This is a genomic window from Sunxiuqinia indica, assembly GCF_009847015.1.
Taxonomy (GTDB): Bacteria; Bacteroidota; Bacteroidia; order Bacteroidales; family Prolixibacteraceae; genus Sunxiuqinia; species Sunxiuqinia indica.
This window is the reverse complement of sequence record NZ_WVEM01000006.1, coordinates 54,707-75,201: the sequence shown is the minus strand read 5'-3', so window position 1 is coordinate 75,201 and position 20,495 is coordinate 54,707. Positions and strand designations below refer to the sequence as shown.

Annotated in this window: 20 protein-coding genes and 1 tRNA gene; 3 read left to right on the top strand and 18 right to left on the bottom strand. The window is 38.9% G+C overall.

Features of this window, described 5'->3' with window-relative positions; genetic code table 11:
* Positions 1-109: 109 nt before the first annotated feature.
* From GR929_RS10530 to GR929_RS10515, 4 genes are all read right to left on the bottom strand, one after another.
* The gene (locus GR929_RS10530) at positions 110-994 is read right to left on the bottom strand and encodes a helix-turn-helix transcriptional regulator (RefSeq protein ID WP_159519544.1); all 885 of its coding nucleotides are present in this window, start codon (positions 992-994) and stop codon (positions 110-112) included.
* A 948-nt stretch (positions 995-1,942) separates the two neighbouring features.
* Entirely contained in the window at positions 1,943-3,244 is a 1,302-nt protein-coding gene (locus GR929_RS10525) for a primase-helicase family protein (protein WP_159519542.1), read from the bottom strand.
* Positions 3,245-3,472: 228 nt separating this feature from the next.
* Positions 3,473-3,793, bottom strand: a complete 321-nt coding sequence (locus GR929_RS10520) for a hypothetical protein (RefSeq protein WP_159519540.1) — start codon at positions 3,791-3,793, stop codon at positions 3,473-3,475.
* Between the two features lie 458 nt (positions 3,794-4,251).
* Positions 4,252-5,460, bottom strand: a complete 1,209-nt coding sequence (locus GR929_RS10515; protein WP_159519538.1) for a site-specific integrase — start codon at positions 5,458-5,460, stop codon at positions 4,252-4,254.
* Between the two features lie 632 nt (positions 5,461-6,092).
* On the opposite strand from GR929_RS10515, the gene GR929_RS10510 reads away from it, so the two are divergent.
* Entirely contained in the window at positions 6,093-7,436 is a 1,344-nt protein-coding gene (locus GR929_RS10510; RefSeq protein ID WP_159519536.1) for a serine hydrolase domain-containing protein, read from the top strand.
* Between the two features lie 55 nt (positions 7,437-7,491).
* Here the strand turns inward: GR929_RS10510 and GR929_RS10505 are convergent, their stop codons facing one another.
* The 14 genes from GR929_RS10505 to GR929_RS21765 all read right to left on the bottom strand — a co-directional run bounded on the left by GR929_RS10505 (position 7,492) and on the right by GR929_RS21765 (position 18,615).
* Positions 7,492-7,686, bottom strand: a complete 195-nt coding sequence (locus GR929_RS10505) for a hypothetical protein (RefSeq protein ID WP_159519534.1) — start codon at positions 7,684-7,686, stop codon at positions 7,492-7,494.
* A 213-nt stretch (positions 7,687-7,899) separates the two neighbouring features.
* Positions 7,900-8,685: a tryptophan synthase subunit alpha gene (gene trpA / locus GR929_RS10500; RefSeq protein ID WP_235934266.1), complete on the bottom strand. Its 786-nt coding sequence runs from the start codon at positions 8,683-8,685 to the stop codon at positions 7,900-7,902.
* A gap of 18 nt (positions 8,686-8,703) precedes the next feature.
* Complete coding sequence (trpB, locus tag GR929_RS10495) at positions 8,704-9,885, bottom strand: tryptophan synthase subunit beta (protein ID WP_159519532.1); 1,182 nt, start codon at positions 9,883-9,885, stop codon at positions 8,704-8,706.
* 12 nt (positions 9,886-9,897) lie between these two features.
* Positions 9,898-10,533 carry a phosphoribosylanthranilate isomerase gene (locus GR929_RS10490; RefSeq protein WP_159519530.1) on the bottom strand — a complete coding sequence of 212 codons (636 nt, stop codon included), beginning with the start codon at positions 10,531-10,533 and terminating at the stop codon, positions 9,898-9,900.
* 1 nt (position 10,534) lies between these two features.
* Positions 10,535-11,317: an indole-3-glycerol phosphate synthase TrpC gene (gene trpC, locus GR929_RS10485; protein WP_159519512.1), complete on the bottom strand. Its 783-nt coding sequence runs from the start codon at positions 11,315-11,317 to the stop codon at positions 10,535-10,537.
* Between the two features lie 19 nt (positions 11,318-11,336).
* A complete protein-coding gene (trpD, locus tag GR929_RS10480; RefSeq protein WP_159519510.1) occupies positions 11,337-12,326 on the bottom strand; it encodes an anthranilate phosphoribosyltransferase in 990 nt (329 codons plus the stop codon).
* Positions 12,327-12,361: 35 nt separating this feature from the next.
* Positions 12,362-12,931, bottom strand: a complete 570-nt coding sequence (locus GR929_RS10475; RefSeq protein WP_159519509.1) for an anthranilate synthase component II — start codon at positions 12,929-12,931, stop codon at positions 12,362-12,364.
* Between the two features lie 2 nt (positions 12,932-12,933).
* The gene (locus GR929_RS10470) at positions 12,934-14,340 is read right to left on the bottom strand and encodes an anthranilate synthase component I family protein (protein ID WP_159519507.1); all 1,407 of its coding nucleotides are present in this window, start codon (positions 14,338-14,340) and stop codon (positions 12,934-12,936) included.
* 403 nt (positions 14,341-14,743) lie between these two features.
* Positions 14,744-15,556, bottom strand: coding sequence for a mechanosensitive ion channel family protein (locus tag GR929_RS10465; RefSeq protein ID WP_159519505.1), 813 nt, complete (start codon positions 15,554-15,556; stop codon positions 14,744-14,746).
* A gap of 378 nt (positions 15,557-15,934) precedes the next feature.
* Positions 15,935-17,047 (bottom strand): Sb-PDE family phosphodiesterase, encoded by a 1,113-nt coding sequence (locus GR929_RS10460; RefSeq protein WP_159519503.1) that lies wholly within the window; start codon positions 17,045-17,047, stop codon positions 15,935-15,937.
* A gap of 221 nt (positions 17,048-17,268) precedes the next feature.
* Positions 17,269-17,766 (bottom strand): Pycsar system effector family protein, encoded by a 498-nt coding sequence (locus GR929_RS10455; protein ID WP_159519501.1) that lies wholly within the window; start codon positions 17,764-17,766, stop codon positions 17,269-17,271.
* Between the two features lie 225 nt (positions 17,767-17,991).
* Positions 17,992-18,075 (bottom strand) — tRNA-Leu (locus tag GR929_RS10450).
* Between the two features lie 111 nt (positions 18,076-18,186).
* Complete coding sequence (locus GR929_RS21770; protein ID WP_201300967.1) at positions 18,187-18,420, bottom strand: hypothetical protein; 234 nt, start codon at positions 18,418-18,420, stop codon at positions 18,187-18,189.
* Between the two features lie 21 nt (positions 18,421-18,441).
* The gene (locus tag GR929_RS21765) at positions 18,442-18,615 is read right to left on the bottom strand and encodes a hypothetical protein (protein WP_201300966.1); all 174 of its coding nucleotides are present in this window, start codon (positions 18,613-18,615) and stop codon (positions 18,442-18,444) included.
* Between the two features lie 237 nt (positions 18,616-18,852).
* Here GR929_RS21765 and GR929_RS10440 point away from each other — a divergent pair, with 237 nt between their 5' ends.
* A complete protein-coding gene (locus GR929_RS10440; RefSeq protein WP_159519499.1) occupies positions 18,853-19,437 on the top strand; it encodes an RNA polymerase sigma-70 factor in 585 nt (194 codons plus the stop codon).
* Between the two features lie 33 nt (positions 19,438-19,470).
* Positions 19,471-20,481, top strand: a complete 1,011-nt coding sequence (locus GR929_RS10435) for a FecR family protein (protein WP_159519497.1) — start codon at positions 19,471-19,473, stop codon at positions 20,479-20,481.
* Positions 20,482-20,495 lie beyond the last annotated feature (14 nt).

Below are 20,495 nucleotides of genomic sequence, written 5' to 3'. Positions count from 1 at the left end.
AATTTTTAAATGTATTCTCATATCATTTTATATATTTTTGAATCTTGCATTGCTGCGATTTATATTCGTTGCTATTACTTTTCGAAGAGCAATTTCGAACATAAAACTGTCAACGAATGTCAGTTAAACTATTTTTTACTTTTTCTTTTAAAAAATCGGTGAATTCTTTCGGCTCAACAACCTGCACCTCGTTGCAGAGCCCCAGTGCAAAACGGCCAACCCCTTCGAAACTGCAAACTGGTGCGTCGAACAGGAACTGATTGTCGTTTACCGCTTCAATGTATTCTTCGGCCAATGGGTATTCTTCTTTCAGCAACTCACAGGCGCGGATAGAAAGCAGCATTTTCACCGGGATTTGCTGGTTTGAGCTGATCCTGAAAACGTCGATCGGGAGCATGTTGTGTTTGTCTCCGTTCTCCCAGGGCTCATCCAATACTTGTACCGAACCAATCCGCGTATTTTTAAACGTTTTGCATGTTTGGTCTTCTGTATCAAACGCCCAGGTAGCAATATAATTCGTAGTGAAGTTAAACGGCTCAACCACCCGGTCCTTCATCTCGTTGCTGTTGGCCGAAAAGTACCCATGAAGAACAACCTTATTTTTGTTTTTTATCGCACGCATAAGCTGATGAATGTTTTCCGAATTTTCGCGCTTGACAATGGTATTAGCCACCCGGTCAAAATCATAAAGAGCGTACAGCTTTTTGATCAAGTTCTGTTTAAGTAGGTTTTCGTCGCTGATGGAATGGATGGCTTTTTTAAGAACGACCGCTTCCTCTTTTGAGAAGTGTAATAATTCACTGATTTCTCTAAAGTAAGGAGAATCCTTATCCACATAATAATAACCATCTTTGGGCTTAGGAATAATAAAACCAGCTTCCCTGAAACTTTGAATATATCGAAAAGCTGTTCGCTCTGAAATTTCAAACCGATAGGCTAACTCTGAAAGCTGGTGCCGAATTCCACTGGAAAGGAAAATCATTATTTCCAGCATCCGTTGTAGTTTTTGTTGACCGTTCATTAGCGTTCTTAGGGTGTTTAACGTCTACACTTATTGGACAGATTTTACTATAAAGCTAAGTGTTCTTTTTTACAATTTAAAATTATTGATAACAATAATGCTCCGGTTTAGTCACATTTTTAAATGAACAATGGTAGTATTCAAATTTTCATTTTAAATGAGAGTGAGATGAAGCATCCCATAGGTGTCCCATTTGTTGAAATAAATTAATGGTTCATTGGAAAAGTAACAGGGACCGTTGTTGGATAAAATAACGGTGCAATTATTTTCATGCAAATCTGTCTTTCGCAAGGAAATTTCAATGCTCCTCTATGCAATCGCTGATTCCATATTTTACATTGCTCGCGGGATATCAGGTTACAAGCTGACTATTTTTCTTATTATTATTTTAGTCCATATTGATTGCCATTTTTTAATAATGACAAATATAGGAGTTGTATATTGATAAAACAAGTGTAAGTTGTTGATAATAAATCGTATGCTATGATTTAATCAGCAAATTAATAAAACGTAACGACCTGTTACGAACAACTTTACTTCATTAAGAATATTAAAATTGATGTACTGTTTTTTTTGAAAAGTTTATAACAATCACTTTGGTGAAAAGGAGTGAGAAACAGCTGATAGAGTAATTGGGTTTCAAAAATGGTCCAGTGGTCCAATCTATTTCAGCTTATTTATTTGGAATATTTAGAGTATCTGTATTCTATAATAAATATGTTCTATTATGCCTATATTGCTGGTAATTATACAATATAGAGAAGTTTAGAAGGTTCAATTGAAATGTTTAGTATAGACCTGTCTGAAAAAGGTAAGTTTACACAAATAAAGCTTTTAACATTAGATTGGACCATCGGACCAAGGCATAAAAAAAGGAAGGGAGTAACCCCTTCCTCAAAATTGTCAAACGAATTAGGATGTTTAATTTACGTCCATAATCTCAGGGAAGAATATAGTTCTAAGTGTGCCTAGTGGGCAATAATATCTAATTGCGTGAGTCTCTTGATTATGGAATAGGCAAAGATATCTCTCTTTCACAGTGCTGATTTGGAATCCCAGCTTAGAAAGTGTCATCTTTATTGTTTGGTCGGCACTTTTTGTGAAGCCCAAAAAATCTCTAATTCCGGAAATAGAAAATTCTACTACCGTGTTATTTGGGCAGTTCTGCCAGGATTTTTCAATTGATTCTTTAAAAAGTTCTTCAACTTTTAAAGTAACTTGGTCATTTTTGCTGCCAGATATAACCTTTTCCAGTGCTGGAGTTTTATAATCTTCATAGTCAAACCAAAATCGAGTTTTATTTTCCGACGAAAAAATATGATGTTTTGCCAAATAATCTAAGAATTGAGGCAATTCCGCTATCACTAGTTCTAAGTAATCCCTTTTTTCCTGGTTTGTTGTAAAAGGTTCGACCTCAATCATAAAATATCTGTTCTCCTCATCTTCTATTTTTGCGAAGTTAGTAATATTGTTAGTGGCCATTGCAAACTTGGAGTAATTTGGAACTTCGTATGATTGCATAAATTTTGTATTTATATTTCTGCTCTTACTGGTAGATTCATTCCTAATTTTCATCAATAATTTGTCCGGTATTTTGGCTTCATCTACCAAAACGAAGTTAGCTAATCCCCAATTATTATTAAATGCAGATTCTAACTCGAATACAGAAACCATTTTCGCATTGGACTGAAACATTAATTCTAAAAATTGGAGGAATGTTGTTTTGCCAGTACTTCTTTCCGACGACACTAATACCAAAATAGGTAGTCGCTGCTTGGGATGGCGCCAAGCAATAGCCAGATAATCAAGTAATAGCTCGATATAAGTAAACCTGGATTTTGGGAAGGGCTTTTTGTGTGGCGCAATGTGTAGGAGCAATTCGAGAATATTCGGCCAATTAGTGTGTTTCCCATCATTTAACTCATGCTTGCCAGCAGGATGAAAGGGAAGTTCATACAGGTTAAAATTTTTCAATCCATCGCCAAGATTAATTTCCCTCTTATAATTTTCAGGATTATTTTCTGGTACCAAGGCAAAGTTTGCAAATCTCGGGATATTCGATTTGGTCTCATCATTCATCTTGTAGTTTGTTTCTAATACAGATTCTTTCACTTTTGACAATGTAGGTCTGACAGATACTCCATCATCCTTGAGATGAGAAACAAGATAATCCCCGTTAACATTGTAAAATTCAGGCTTAAAGCAGATCGATTTTTTTGACATTATTTTTATTTTAGATTATTACTAGTTGTTTTAGGATTAAATTCTAAAGCAACAGTTATTAGAATATTCATATCTGAACTATTTAAAATCGGATATACACAAGTGGGAGAGTATATGAAATTTCGCGTTTCTAATAAATAATTTAAAATTCTTCAGACGATTGCTTCGTTCTCCCAAATTAATTTCGCAGCCGTCTTGTTCTTAGTTGTTCTTCATCGTTATTTGATTTTAATTTGATTCCCTGTGAAACTCAGCAACAGCGGCAAGTACGTCTTGCTTTTTGTAAAAAATTCGGCTTCCTACTCGATGGGGTTGGAGATAGCCTTTTTCTTCCCATCGAAGCATTGTCAACGTCGTTTTAACATTAAGCATCTCCATCGCTATTTTCCTTGGTATGAAATCATTTGATTGCTCTTGTTGCCGATCTTTTAAAATCGCATCTGCCGTTTCACGTGCCACATTTTGCACAACAGACACTAAATCAGCTGCCGTAATTTCGAGCTTTACAACTCCTTTTTGGCCCAAGTTTATTAATTGTTCTATGTTCATTGTATGTTATTAATTTTATTGTAACCATTATTTTATATTTTTTTTAATAATTAATAATTCAATTGTCTCATTCAAAGTCAAGCTTAACTTGTATGAAGAATGTTTCTATCACCATTTTTTTTTCAACTGCTATCGTACGCCATATTTAAGTCCTTAAATTGTTAATACTGTTTAGTCAAGTGTATAATTATCAATATTATAATTTCATGATCCAATCCTGGGTTTCACCAAAAAAAATAACAAAATGCGTTTAAGTTGCCAGTTGATTAACTGTTCAACTTTTTCAGGAAACACTAAGCTTCCCGATCCATTAAAAATTATGATTTAAAAATTCGAATACGCAGAATTAAATTCTTGAACAGTATTTATTCTGCGTTAAGGAAAGCACAAAACTAGCGACTATTTTACAAAATCCAAAATAAATTTATGCTTTTTTTTATTAGTGTAATTCTGTGATTCTAGGAATCTACAATGCTACTAGACCAATGCTTTAATAACATCTCTGCATGTTCTTCTTCTTTTACTTTTATGTAGCTGTAAAAAGCTTTCTCGGTTTTGTGACCTGTAATGGCCATGATGCTGATGGATGGAAAGCCAGATTTATAGAGGTTAGTTGCGAAGGATCTTCGTGCTGTATGGCTCCTGACCATCTGCCACTTCTCAAGGGTTTCTGCTGTTCGTTCCCCTCCTTTTGTGATATTTTTTGAGACTTTTCCTTTGAGCTCGGCCATCTTGCAAACCTCTTTGATATAAGAATTAAACTTTTGATTACTTATCATTTCAGGAAGTTTTCCGTTGTATTTATCCAATATCGTTTTAACAACAAGATGAAGGGGTATGATGACCCGTTTTTGAGTTTTTTGTTGTTCCAGATGGATAAACTCTCCACTTATATTTTCTTTGTTTACTTTAAAGAGGTCACTAAAACGACATCCAGTCCAGCAGCCGACTAAAAAGATGTCGCGAACACGCTCCAAATGCGGTTTATCTGAAAGATCAAGCTTGAAAATTGAAGCCAACTCTTCCTCATTCAAATAAATATTGAAGCTATCTTCTGTTTGTTTCTTAAAACTCTGATAAGCAATATTCTGATGTAAGTTTCTTTCATACGATGCATTGCAAAATACTTTTAAGTTCTTGATTCTTGAAGCGATAGTGTTCTTGGAGTACCCGAGTTTTGTCAAGTATCTCACAAAATCATAATAAAATTCCACATCTATCTTATTCCAATCAAGATCTGGGCGGAAATCCCTGATATTCTTTAATGCTGAATGGTATGGGCGTATGGCATGATATGTATTTGGGGACACATCGATCCAAGCCTCAATCCATTCAAACATCGACTGGTCGCTTTTCTGTATGTATTTTTGGGGATGTAGATATTGATCAACCACTAAAAGCAGCCATCCCTTTTTAATCGAATCTGACTGAGCTGCTTTTTCGAGCACATGATATTCTAACTTTTTAAGTCTTGAAGTTAATTGATCTTTGCCTTTGAAGTGTGTTCTCCTAAAACATTGTTTGTCTAAATCCCAATATCGAAGCCTTACGGATTCACCTGTGATTGTTGATTGATCAATTTTGCCTTCCTTAAATCGTATCCGTATGTTGACATCCTTATGAGGATCCTGAATTTTCGTCAGAACCTTAAAATATACTTTTGCCATATTTAAATATTAAGCGCCCCCGAAAATACTTCTAGGGTATGACTAATGAAAGTCATACCCTAAAAATGTGAATAACTTTATATTTATATATTATCTTCATTTCACTATACCTTGCGAAATCCCCGTTTAATAAGGTTTTTTGTGTATGGTAGTGTTTTTTTCTATTCATTTAGGATTACATAAATTATTCCCGGTGGGACTACTTGGTTTTTTATTTAAGGCGCTGTAATATAGGTGACTACGGCGCTTTTGTTTTTTTAGTGGTGTCAATAATTTCAAAGCGACTGCATTTAACGATTTCGACCTAGCCAATAAGATTAAATAACGTATTTATTGGACGGCACTTGATGATCTGTTCAAAATTATCTTCAACTCTTCCATGGTTTTTATACAAGTTCCTTCGCTTCCTCAATATCAGCTTCCGTAACTTGGATTAATTGGTAGTCATTTTTGCTTTTCGTAATATTGAAAACCTATTTTTGAATGGCTGATATTTTTGTAAATTGAGGGTCAATTCAATAGAAATTCGCTATTTGCCTGATTATGAAATGAGCATGAAATTAACATCAACCGATCTCGTTATTGCCATGCGAATTCCATAAGAAGCCTTTAAAAAACACAATTTTGATCGTATGAGAAAACGACTTCTTCTAACCATTCTGATTGCTGTTATAATTGGAGCTATTTATTATTTAAACTTGCTAATGCCTGTTGTTACTGGTTATACGGCAAAGAACCTGGCTTCAGGAGTTTTTGTCGCTGGAAGAAGTCAGGAAGCGATGGAAAATGAAGACCTGAATTTCTCAGTAGTCGCCCTCACAAATAACACAGTCGATTTTGAAAAGAGGGAAGTCGTCAGTCGTTTTTTATGGAGCGAATCCAAAGCGGTTTATATAGACGGTTATGGATGTACATTGGTGGAAGCGTATTCTGAAAAGGAAATTAAAGACAGGAATTCTCCGATCATCGAAAGTCGTCCGGCAAATCCGGATACCATAGCGTGGCCAGTGGGGAATTTAATTGCAGACTCCATTCCAATTGACCTTGACACGGTTAAACTGAAGCTGGCTTTAAGTCAGGCTATGGCAGACACCATTCCCTACAAAGGCACCTTTGCTTTGATGGTTATCTACAAAGGTCAGCCGGTAGCCGAAATCTATCGGGATGATTTCAACAGAAACAATCGCTTTTTGAGTTGGTCGATGGCCAAAAGCTTTACCAATGCCCTTGTGGGCTTGCGGGTTAAAGATGGAAAGATGGACATCCAGCAGCCCCTGAAGATTGATGATTGGCAGGATGATAAGCGGCAAGGGATTACTCTGAATAACTTGATGCACATGAACAGCGGATTGAAATGGAATGAAGGTTATGGAAATTTATCAGACGTGACCATCATGCTTCATAAAAAAGGGGATATGGGACTGTACGCACAGCAAAAGCCTTATGAATATCCAGCTGATTCGGTTTGGTTGTATTCTTCAGGAACGACTAATATAGTCTGTCGGGAATTACGCAAGACATTTGAATCTGATGAAGAGTACTTTGCTTTTCCACGCAAAGCTTTATTCAATAAAATTGGAATGACCAGTGCCGTATTTGAAGTGGATGCGTCCGGAACTTTTGTGGGATCTTCCTATTTGTATGCGACCATGCGCGATTATGCACGCTTTGCTCTGCTGTATTTGAACGATGGAAACTGGCAGGGTGAGCAATTGTTACCCGAAGGGTGGGTTGAGTATACAACTCAGGTTGCCAACGGTTCAAACGGTCGTTATGGTTCGTTTTTCTGGCTCAATCAATCTGCTGAATATCCTGATGCACCCAGAGATATGTTGATGTGCAAAGGACATGATGGCCAATTTATTTGCATAATCCCATCGAAAGAGCTGATTGTGATTCGAACCGGTTATTCTAAAAAAGGAGAGTTTGACCTGAATGGAGTTTTGGATGGAGTATTGAAAAGTATTGGAGAATAATCCAGCAAATTTGGAATGAAAAAAGGCCCCGAAAAAGGCCTTTTTATTTTTTTAGTTATGCTGCAATTATTGAAAAAACATCATTTAAAATATCGGGATACATTTCCCCAAAATTGTCATCACACCAAATACGCAGTTCATTGACGTCTTTGGTGTTCTCAGACCATTTCACACATTTGATTAATTCTTTCCGGAATAAATCCCGGCTAAAACTAACCTTTGGTAAAATTACTTGTGCATATTCAATCATAGTATTAAGAACGTTTAATTAATTTCCTTATTAAGATAACAAAACTAGCCCTTTTTTGGTATGTTGAAGAATAGAAATTAACACGATTTAACTTCCCTTAACCCCAACATGAAGGATAAAAAACTGACATTCAGCCAGTAAAAAACAACAGCGTTTTTACTTGTTATATAACATTTGTAAATGTGATCTCAGTACAAATAAACGACCCTCAGATTAAACTGGCTTTACAATACGATTAACAAATGCTGAAATCTTTTCTTCCAGTGTTTTGTCTTGCTCAAGTGCTTTTACAAATGCACTTCCTATGATTGCTCCCGAAGCATACTTACAGGCATTCTCAAAGGTCTCCTGATTTGAAATCCCAAAGCCGATCAGTCGGGGATTATTCAATTTCAACTGGTTCACCCGATTAAAATAGTCCTCATGAAAATCAGAAACTTTATCTTTTGCGCCGGTGGTTGATGAACTGGATACCATATAAATAAAGCCACCGGAAGCTTCATCAATCTCTTGTATCCGTGCATCGGATGTTTGAGGTGTAATCAATAAAATATTATGAAGACCATACTGTTCAAACAGTTCTTTGTATTCTTCCTGGTAAACAGAAACCGGTAAATCGGGTAAGATGAGTCCGTCGATACCAACTTCCTGGCATTTCTTGCAAAAAGCCTCAAGACCGAACTGGATAACGGGGTTTAAGTATCCCATAAGGATTAGTGGAATGTTGACTGTTTGCCGAATTGACTTTAATTGCTCGAAAAGCTGCTTGATGCTCATTCCATTTTTCAACGCAACAGTACTGCTATTCTGAATGACAGGCCCATCGGCAACGGGGTCGGAGAATGGCATGCCGATTTCAATCAGGTCAACACCATTTTTCTCCAGCGTTTTGATAATTTGAACCGTGTCATTCACTTGTGGATAACCGGCCGTAAAGTAAACAGAAAGGATGTTTTCTTTTTTATCTTGAAATAGTTGATTGATTCTATTCTTCATCATTAATAATTTTAGAGTCAGTTAATAGCCAAAATGATCCAGGTAAGTTTCCATGTCTTTATCACCTCTTCCTGAAAGATTGACGACCGTGACATCATCGGGTTTCATCTTGATTTTTTTGAGGGCTGCCAATGCATGCGCTGATTCTAAAGCAGGAATAATTCCTTCCAATTGGGTCAGTTCCAGAGCAGCTTCAAAAACTTCCTCATCTGTAGCCCACAGGTATTTGGCCCGGCCGGTTTTAAACAGGTGTGAATGCAATGGCCCGATTCCCGGGTAATCCAAGCCGGCAGAAATAGAATACGGTTCAATAATCTGTCCATCGTCAGTTTGCATCAGCATGGACTTAGCACTGTGCAGCACTCCCACTTTGCCGAGCGTTAACGTAGCGGCTGTTTCCTGAGTGTCAATTCCTTTGCCGGCAGCTTCAACACCAATTAATTCAACTTCTTCATTTTCCAGAAAATGATAGAAAGCACCTGCGGCATTACTTCCACCACCAACGCAAGCAATCACCCGTGTGGGGAACTCGCGGCCAATGTGCTCGTCCAATTGCATTTTAATTTCCTCGCTAACAACGGCCTGAAACTGAGTAACCATATCCGGGAACGGATGTGGGCCAACGACCGAGCCAATGATGTAATGGGTATCAACCGGATTGTTAATCCAGTCTCGCATGGCCTCGTTAGTCGCGTCTTTCAAGGTTTGATTTCCCGATATAGCAGGGACAACTTCGGCCCCCAGCATCTTCATTTTTTTTACGTTCGGAGCCTGTCGTTGCACGTCTAAAGTTCCCATATAAACGATACACTTCATTCCCATTAAAGCACAAACGGTAGCTGTTGCCACGCCGTGTTGTCCGGCTCCGGTTTCAGCAATAATCCGTTTTTTGCCCAACGCTTTCGCCAACAAAATTTGCCCAATGGTATTGTTGATTTTGTGCGATCCTGTGTGATTCAGATCTTCCCGTTTCAGGTAAATATTTGTCCCGTATTTTTCAGATAACCGTTGTGCCGGATACAGCGGAGATGGCCGCCCCACATAATGTTTTAGCAGGTGAATAAAATCCTGCCTGAAATTATAGGAGCCAATAATCTCCATATATTTTTGCTGAAGCTCTTCAATGTTCGGGTGCATCATTTCAGGAATGAATGCACCTCCAAATTCGCCGTAATAACCTTTTTTATTAACCTGATATTTCATGTGATTATAATTTTATTTTCTGATTTTTTGAATAAAATCCTGCACTTTGTTAATTGATTTCAAAGCCGGACTGACCTCAAATCCACTATTAATGTCTAACGCATAAAGTTGCTCATGGTTGAATTTTTGGAGTGCTTCCACATCATCCGGTTTTATACCACCACTTAAAAAGAAAGGAACCGAAAGCTGATAGCTTTGTAAGATGTCCCAGTCGAACTTCAAGCCCGTTCCTCCGGGTAGTTTTCCTTTGGTGTCGAATAAAAAATAATCGACTGCTCCGCTGTAAGTTTCCAATAAAGAAAAGTCAAACTCCTCATCTATCGAAAAAGCTTTGAGGACGGTTAGGCCGGTTGACCGAATCAGACTGCAATAATCGGGATCTTCGTTGCCATGCAATTGAGCCACTTCTAGTTTAAAATCACGGCAGGCTGTAATCACGTTATCCAAAGGTTCGTTCACAAATACTCCTACTTTTCGGGTTGACTTGGAAACGATTTCAAAAATCTCTGGGCCGGGATTCTTTCCCACGTACCGTTTTGATTTTGAATAGAAAATATAGCCCAAATAATCAGGCTCAGCACTTAAAATACCCTGGATATTCTCAGGATCCCGCATGCCACAGACTTTAATTTTAACCTGATTTTTCATTTTATATAGAAGCTATAAATTCTTTACACGCTTTTCCCGGATCTTCTGTTTTCATAAAATTCTCACCCATCAGGAAGCCATTAAATCCGGCTTTCCGCAAGTAATGAATATTATCAACTGATGACAATCCACTCTCTGAGATCCGAATCATATCTGTTGGTAATAATTTGCTTAGTCTGACTGAATTCTCAATATCCACTTCAAACGTTTTCAGGTTGCGGTTATTCACGCCAACCAAATCAATTAACGGGTTGAGCTTTTCAATTTCTTCCTCCGTGTGAACTTCAACCAGAATCTCCAAATCCAATTCCCTTGCTGTCTCCGAAAGGCGCAACATTTCATCTTTGCTCAGGCTGGCGGCGATCAGTAATATCAAATCGGCACCGTGTGCTTTAGCTTCGTATACCTGATATGGGTCAAGCATAAAGTCTTTGCGCAAAATTGGTGTTGCTGGGTTAGTCATTCTTGCTTTCGCCAGGTTTTCAAATGAGCCGCCAAAATAGTTGCGATCAGTTAATACCGACAAGCCAGAAACTCCGGCAGCAACGTAGCCTGCTGTCACCTCCGTTACTTCAGCTGTTTCATTTATCATTCCTTTTGATGGTGATTTTGTCTTGAATTCAGCGATAATTCCGGAGGCCCTTTTCTCTTTTAGAGCTGCTTTCAACGAATTGGTTTTTCGCTTGAAGTAGGGAGATAATTTTAACTCCTCCACGCTAATTCTGGACTTTGCTTCAGCTACCTCACGTCGCTTATTATTGTTTATTTCGTCTAATATGGTCATTTCGATTTTTCGTTTATTGTCAATTCGTCATCAGTTTGGTAAAAACCTCCAACGCTTTTTTGTTTTCCAGTGCTTCAGTTGCTTCGGCAACACAGTCAGTAAGTGACTTCTCGGGACACATGCACTTGATACCAAGTGCAGCATTAGCAATTCCAACATGTTTTTGTGCCGGTGTTCCTGTGCCTTCCAAAATACTTTTAAAAATTCGTGCGGCATCTTCCACCGATTCGCCGCCGGATAATTCCTCCTGGGCATAAGTGTCAAAACCAAAGTCAGCGGGCGCAAGGATCTTATTATCTTCTGAGGAGATAACCTGAGCATCGCTGGTTAGAGAGATTTCATCGTAGCCATCCAAGCTATGAACAATCATGAAGTTTTGATCACTGCTTTTAAAAACCTCGTGATACAGTTTCATGATCTCCAGATCAGAAACCCCAACCAGTTGATTTTTTGGAAACGATGGATTTAACAGTGGCCCCATAATATTGAATAAGGTTCTTACTTTCAATGCTCTTCGAACCGGGCCAACATGCTTCATCGCCGGGTGGAAAAGTGGAGCATGAAAAAAGCAAATACCAATTTCATCCACCTCGCGACGCAGCTTTTCAGGATCGTTGGTAAATTGGTAGCCAAAATGCTCAAACATATTGGAAGAGCCACTTACCGACGATAAGCCATAGTTGCCATGTTTGGTCACCTTATAACCCGCTCCGGCAATAATAAAGCAACTTAAAGTTGAAATGTTAAACGTGTTTTTACCGTCGCCACCGGTGCCCACCACGTCAATCGTATTGAAATCTGAAAAGTCGACCGGAATGCACAAGTTCAACATCGCCTGACGAAAGCCGGCCATCTCTTCACCTTTCACTTTTCGCATGCGGAAAACCGTTAAAAAAGAAGCAATCTCAGATTCTGAAAACTGCCCTTCGCCAATTCTTGTCAGAATCGCTTCTGCTTCTGCAGCAGTCAGCGTATTTCCTTCAAATAAATAGTTTAAAGTATCTTTCATGTCAATTAGTTTCGAGTTCAACGTTTCGAGTTTTTTTAGTTATTCAACCAGTTTTCGATCATCTTTTCGCCCAGCGGAGTTAATACCGACTCGGGATGAAACTGCACGCCTCGCACATCATATTCTTTGTGCTTCATCGACATGATCTGTCCATTTTTGTCTGTGCTGGTTACTTCAAAACAGTCGGGTAGTCCTTCCGCATCAACAATCCAGCTATGGTAGCGGCCCGCGTCAAATTGCTCAGGAAGTCCATCAAATAAAATCGGGTCGGCTGCCACCTGGCTCACCGGAGTAGCGATACCATGCAGCACTCGGTTCATATTAGTTAGTGTTCCACCAAACGCTTCACCAATGGCCTGATGTCCTAAACAAACCCCGAACAGGCTTTTGCGTGGGGCAAATTCGCGAATAATATCCAATAGCAAACCAGCTTCTTCAGGTATTCCCGGTCCGGGAGAAAGTACAATTTTATCGTATTTTTCCAAATCACTCAGTACCAACTCATCGTTACGAATGACATCAACCGGCTGTCCGGATATCTTTTTAATAGCATGCACCAAATTGTAGGTGAATGAATCGTAATTATCTATGACTACTATTTTCATGATTAAATCTCCTTAGCAATTTCGATGGCTTTTTTCAAGGCGGCCAATTTGTTATTTACTTCCTGCAATTCGTTTTCTTCCTGCGAATCTGCTACAATTCCGGCACCGGCCTGGTAATAAAGTGTTTTTCCTTTACTCAAAAATGAACGGATCATAATGGCATGATTCAGGCTATTGTCGAATCCCATAAAGCCAATGGCACCGCCGTAATAACTCCTGCGCTGATTTTCGTATCGGTCGATTAACTGCATGGCCATGTGCTTGGGTGCTCCTGACAACGTTCCTGCAGGAAAAGAATCGCCTAGCACAGTCACCATATTCGCATCTTCCGGCAACTTACCAGAAACTTCTGAAACCAGGTGAATCACATGCGAGAAGTATTGCACCTCACGATAGCTGTCCACCACTACATCTTCTGCGTTGCGGCTAAGGTCGTTTCGTGCCAGATCAACCAGCATCACATGCTCGGCATTCTCTTTTGGGTCAGCGCATAATTTCTCGGCTAAAATACGATCCTGCTCATCGTTGCCTGTTCTGCGGAAAGTCCCGGCAATAGGATTAATTATCGCACGACCTTTTTTAATACGCAGTTCTGCTTCGGGGCTCGATCCGAATATCCGGAAATCGCCATAGTCGAAGAAAAATAAATAAGGCGATGGATTAACTGACCGCAGTGCCCGGTACACGTTAAATTCATCGCCTACATATTGTTGTGAAAACTGGCGCGAAAGTACAATTTGAAAAACGTCGCCCCGATAGCAGTGCTCTTTGCCTTTGCTCACCATTTGTCGGTAATCCTCATCTGTTATATTCGACTTCTCATCGCCTAACAGATTGAAATGTGTATCGGGGAATGATAGGTTTTTCAATAAGGACTCAATTTGTACCATCTCTGCTGTTTCACCTTCCGGAAGGTTTTCGATCAGCGAGATCATGTCTTTGTTATGATCGATCGCAATGATGTATTTGTAAAAGCAATACTTTACTTCAGGCACAGCATATTCATCTTTTCGCTCGGCAGTAATATCAATCTTTTCAAAATATTTGATCGAATCGAAGCTGAGATAGCCAAATAACCCGTTGGCCGGCATTTCAGCCACATCGCCACTCAACTTAAACGACTTAAAAAAAGCATCCAAATCGACAGCTACCGTTTTATGATCTGTAACTTTCTTTTGCATCAGCTGCTTCCCTAAATGGTCGATAGTAATTACCCCCTGATCGGCAGTAAAGCAATACATCGGCTTTATACAGATGAATGAATAGGCATTTTCGTTTCCGTGATAATCGGAACTTTCAAGCAAAATAGAGTTGGGGAATAACTCCCTGAACTTAAGATAAACACTGACCGGCGTTAGCGTGTCGGCCAGAATTTTCTTGACGTTTACTTGCACATTAATTGGGTTCATGGTATGTTGTATTATTTAATTTTCGACATAAAAAAAGCGGCTTACCGTGTTCCGATAAGCCGCTCCTTTGATCATGTCTTGACATGAAAGCTACCTCTCTCCACGGTATTGTGAAAAGTTGTTGCGCCACCACCAAGATGTTAACATGATCTGATTCATTTGAAATATTTTTTAAAATACCAATATGGCTATTACCTTCTTACCAAAAGAAGACCCCACCACGGAAGCCATATTGTATTTATATCATTATCTTTTTTGAACTTGTGACAACAAAAAAATGAATTTTTATTTGAACTGCCAAATAAAAACTCACTGACCTTCTAAAAATGTTATTTTTTTAATGCATGAAGAAGGAGGATTAAATGACTTTTTCATCGCGTAGTCAGGAGAGCCAGTCGGAAACCTATTTATCCATATGAACATCTACTTGAGGGAATGGGATCGTAATTTTAGCTTCATCCAGCGCAATTTTTCCATTTTCATACACATCAAAATAAACGGCCCAATAATCTTGGGGCTTCGCATGTGGACGAACAGCAAGATTCACCGAACTATCGGCCAACTCGCTGACTCCAACAAAAGGTGCCGGTTCTTTCAATACCTTTGGATGAGCTGTTAAGATACCCATCAAAACATCTTTCGCGTTTTTTATATTGGATTCGTAAGAAATTCCGAAAGTCATGTCAACACGGATTTTTCCTTCGGTGGTGTAGTTGGTAATATCACCATTTGAAATAGCTCCGTTTGGAATGATGATCGTTTTACTCTCTGGCGACAACAAAATAGTTACGAAGATGTGGATTTCCTTCACTACGCCCAGATGCCCCTGAGCTTTAATCAAGTCCCCCACATTGTAGGGCTTAAAAATCAGGATCATAACTCCACCAGCAAAATTTGCTAAAGTACCTTGAAGAGCTAAGCCAATTGCCAGCCCCGCAGCACCCAGAATCGCGATGAAAGAGGTTGTTTGGATGCCGATCATGCCAGCCACGCTGACCAGCAGAAGAGCTTTAAGTCCCAGATTGGCCAAGCTGGATACAAATCCAATCAGCGAAACGTTGACACTACGAACAGTCATCATTCGTCTGGTAGCCTTCGTAAATCGGTTGATGATCCACATGCCGATAACAAGGACCAGAATGGCCAGTACGACCTTGGGAGCATAGACAAGCATCAGCTCGTAGGCTTTGTCAATTAAATCTCGATAATCTTCCATTATTTATGAATTTAGGTTTAATTATTTTGATTGAATAAGTTACGGGAATTCTTGTAATAATTCAATAAGAAAAAAAATCAAAACATTTTCACCAGAGGCTGGCACAAAGTGAAACATCTATTGACAATAGGTATTGCATGACGTATTCCTATGGTTAAAGAAGAATGTAATCGCACTAAAAGAACCAGTTTAGCAGCAAATGAAACTTATTGTATGAAACATCGTATCATATAATCCTTTGCAATCACATAGTCTTTGTTTTGTTATTAGGGACTTTTTTAGGGTTGATTGGTTGATCTGATTGCAAAGAAATAAGGTAATTTTAGTTGTTTGTTTAAAGGAAGAGCGGTAAACAGATGTTTATCGCTCTTCCTTTCTTTAGTTCACCACTTCAAGATTAACCGGCAATGGTTTTCCTGATAACATGTTCAGGTTTGTAACCTCATAAAAAAGTTGAAGGCGCTCCATTGTTTTTACCTCGTCGGATGTGCCTGTTAGATCCAAAAAAACCGTACGATGCGCCTCAAGTATAATTTCGTCAGGGTACGAAAAGCCGATAGAGGGTTGCCGTTGTTTCAAATGAAAATCGATATCGCTTGAATTGTGGATCATGATCTTTTTGAGCTGATGGTTCTCCAGGCCAGCTTGCTTCGTTTTGATTGTAATAGAGCCTAAAAACAAAGGTGTTAGGAATTGTCGGCTACCAACCAGCTGGTTGTCGAAATATGCTACTGTTCGCCGATCTTTCAAGGCTTGTTTTATGGCACCTTTCGATTTCTCTGTTGCAAAAACCAGTGTCATTGGGCGGTGTGTTCCGGGGTAGGCCATAGCAATGGGTGCATGAACATCAGAATTACAGAGCAAGGTTAACTGTTTGCTTTTTGCCCATTGCAGAGCTTCCGGGTAGAATTCTTTTTCATTGTAAACTTCAATGCCATTTAAAATTCCCTTTTCCTGTAATTGTGTATGTTCCGTCCACCAAAGGGTGCTATCAGGCTGTTGTGCTTTCCATCCGGGATGATTCCAAAACACAAATGCTCCCTGTTCTTTCGCTTCCAGGCAAGCATCCATCCAATCTTCGCGCTCCAACAAGTTGGCATTGGTTACAAACAAAGCATTCAGATGCCCGGGTGGCATTTTGCGGGTAATCTCACTTCCTGGGATAAGCACCACACCCATTTGATTGGCCAATGGTTCGGCAATTTCGTACGCTCGGTTATGATCTATTTCAGCCAAGTCCTGCGAATGGGGCAGATATTCAATATGGTCCGTAATGGCGATGGCGTCCAGTCCTTCTTGCCAGGCTTCCTGTACTCGGATGGTTGGCCACACATCACCATCAGAAAAAATGGTGTGCATATGAAAATCGCATTTCAGGGTTTTGTATCCTGGTATATCAGGAATGGCAATTTCGGTGCGGCTTTGCGCTGAAACAGAAAGGACTGAAATGAAAAACAGGAAACTTGTTACGTTGGACTTTAGGTTGCTCATGATTTTCAAAAATTTAGCGCAATTTACATAAATCCTTTTAAATGATGGTATTGGAAAGGTTAAAGAATTGTTTTGTTGAAATCGAAAGAGGGATCATGAATAAAATCTAATTGTTATTATTAAAAGAGGGAAAAATCTGACACGGAGAGCAGTTTCTTGTCAACGGAGGTTCAAGTTGGCCGGCGTATGTCAGAAATGTATGCCTATCGTTAACTAATTATTTAGGCAACAACATCTTTAAGCAATGAAGCTACCAGCCCTAAAAACCATCCAACTAATGATACTCGGATAGCCCATTTGAGCCAACAATATTTCTTTTTATTTATTGAACTTCTGTCAAAGACTAATTCAAGCAGGTCATCCATTAAGTTTTCAGGATTTGATTCTTTAAATCCTTCTTTATATTTTCTTATATTTTCCCAGCGTGAAATCCTCACAGGGTTTGAAAAACCTGCCCCTGAATTCTTGTTTTCACCTCTTGGCCAGATAGCGAATATTGAAAATAAAATACCAAATGCTAAACATAAAAAACTAATAAATGCTGACAGCAACAAAAGTGAATAGGAGTAATCTAAAATACCAATTTTGTATAGTCCACTAATCAGTCCTGTATTGATAATTATAACAACTAGAGATTTTTGGTCAGCAAACTTTATATTCTCATGGATATGTGCTTGTGTCCCTAACAGAAAAGAAATTTTATTCCAGGGTTTTTCCATCGTTCGTATTTTAAGCTAGCTTGAAAATGTCACCACCTTCGATAATTTGCTGAATGAGCAGTATGCCGTTGGTGTTTCAAGTCAATAATGTATTCTAGTATTTGATAAACGATTTTCATTCTTAAAAGATTAGTGAAGAGACTAATTTATTTAAGAATTGGATAGGAGCTATGCGATAGTAGAAATAAAAACCCTCTCAAATAAAGTATTTGAGAGGGTTTTCTGTACCCGGGGCGGGAATCGAACCCGCACGATATTGCTATCACTGGATTTTGAATCCAGCGCGTCTACCAATTCCGCCACCCGGGCTTGAATTAGCGATGCAAAAGTAACACATTTTTTTTCTGCTCAAAAAAAATCGGAATAATATTTCTCTAAAAAGTATATCGGATCGAAATGGCTCCTCCACCTCCCCAAAAGTCAGAATTCCCGATCACGTTGAAGGTTGGCTTCCAATCGACACTGATACAGATGGGGGGCTCTGGCAAAATGATACTCCAGTCCTAAAATACCATCAATTCCAATGACGGTGTAGGCATTATTGTCGTCAGCCCAATTGACCCGATTGCCATCCCAAAACCCAATGTGTCCGCCAAATCCATAATACCAGTTAAGTTCTTCAACGGTAGCTGTTTCGTTGAGAGTTTCGTACAACCCTGTTAAATTTATTCCTTTTCATCGAGTTGTAACGATTCCTTCAATTGCAGTATTATGAGCGAAAAAGTTTTTGATAGTGAATCCATTAGTAAATCCACCTCGCAAACCAATCCGGGTATCATAGTCCTGGGCTGCTGCAATTCTAAAAAGAAAAAAAGTAACGCTAAAGCCGATAAGTAATTTCTTCATCATGTTCTCATTTTTTCCAACTCGAATTAGAAAACGGTAAACACATACCAAGATAAGGGAAATGACACAAGTAATGAGCACTGATGTTGGATAAACACGAACAATTCCCACGTAGCAGCCATCTTTGTATGTGATTTTGTTGCACAAAATCAATTGCCGGATTTAGGGTTTTTTCTTCCACAAGCATCTTATTTTTTGATAACTTAGCATTTGGTTATCCCATGGCTGACGGACTAAATAATGAATAAACAGGAAGAAAAGAGACTATTTGATCAAATTCGGCAAAGCGATGAAAAAGCCTTTGAAACAATTTTCAATACCTATTATGCGTCGCTATGTTTATTTGCAAATCAATTTTTTAAGGATAACGAGAAATCCGAAGAAATTGTCCAGGATTTTTTTGTGAAATTCTGGAGCAAAAGGCAAAAATTGTCGATCGACTCATCGGTTAAGAACTATTTGTTTAGATCCGTTAAAAATCACTGTCTAAATCAACTTCAGCACGAAAAAATTAAAGATAAGCATGTTCAATCTGTCCTGGAAAACTTCAATCAAGAGATCAATGAATCAGATTATTTTTTAGAAGTAGGTCTGTCTGAAAAGATCGCCGAAAGCATCGAATCCTTGCCCGATAAAAGACGTAACATTTTTAAACTAAGTCGGGAAGAAGGTTTAAAGTATCAGGAAATTGCAGATCAACTGGGCATTTCAATTAAAACGGTGGAAGCTCAAATGGGGCTGGCTTTAAAGCAATTGCGGGCAAAACTCGATGATTATAAAGACTATTGGATTGGCTTAGCCATTTTTAGAATTAACCAAAAGTAATTAAGGGTAATTCGGTGCAGCCTTGTCTTGTAAATGATGGGAACAAACAAAAACATATCGCAGAAGGATTGGGAGCAGCTTGCCCGACAACTTTATGAGGATCCGGCAAGTCCGGGAAAGGAAGATGTTGAATCCATTTTCGTTGACGAAGCAGAGAAAAAGCGAATCTCTGAATTGTCTGAAAAAGTTGATCTTTATTTTAAAATCAAGCAATACAATACACCAAAGGCTTACGCAAAGGTGAACACACAAATTCATAGGAGAAAAGCCGGATCAGGGTCTAGAATAGTAACACTTCGAACTCTGAAGATCGCTGCTGCCATAGTGCTTGCATTGTTGGTTGTTTCCGCCGCCTATTTCGTTGGCAAGCAGCAGCTTTCCGGGCAAACCTTAGCCGAAATTAAAGTGGACGACAGCGGACTTTCACAAGTTGAATTGGCTGATGGAACGATTGTGACGCTAAATCGAGATTCAAAAATAAATTATCCTGATCAGTTTGGAAGTAACAAAAGAGAAGTTTTTATTGAAGGAGAAGCTTTTTTTGAAGTAACGCCTGATCCCAACAAGCCCTTTATTATTCGTGCCGGTGAAGCAACCATAAAAGTTCTTGGAACGAGCTTTACGGTTAACGCTTACCCGGGCAGTGATAGGATTGAAGTTATTGTTGCTACCGGGAAGGTGCAGTTTTCAAAAAATGATATTGGTCAGTCTATGAACCGGCTACTTCTTAATCCCGGAGAAAAGGGAATTTTCGAGAGTGTCAGTAAACAGCTCGTTAAGAGCTTAAATGCCGATCCAAACTACCTGGCGTGGAAAACACGGTCGTTCGTTTTTAGTGAAACTTCATTGAAGGAAGTCATCAGCCAGCTGAATAAAGTGTACCGTGTTCAAATTGAATTGAACGATCTCAGTCTAAACGACCTGCTCTTAAATGCTCATTTTGAAAACGAACCATTGGATTTCATTCTAAAAGTTATCTCAGAGACCCATGGATTGTCGGTTTCCAGAACTGGTGAGCATTATTTATTGAAGAAAGAAGCCTAATCGTTAAAAACAAA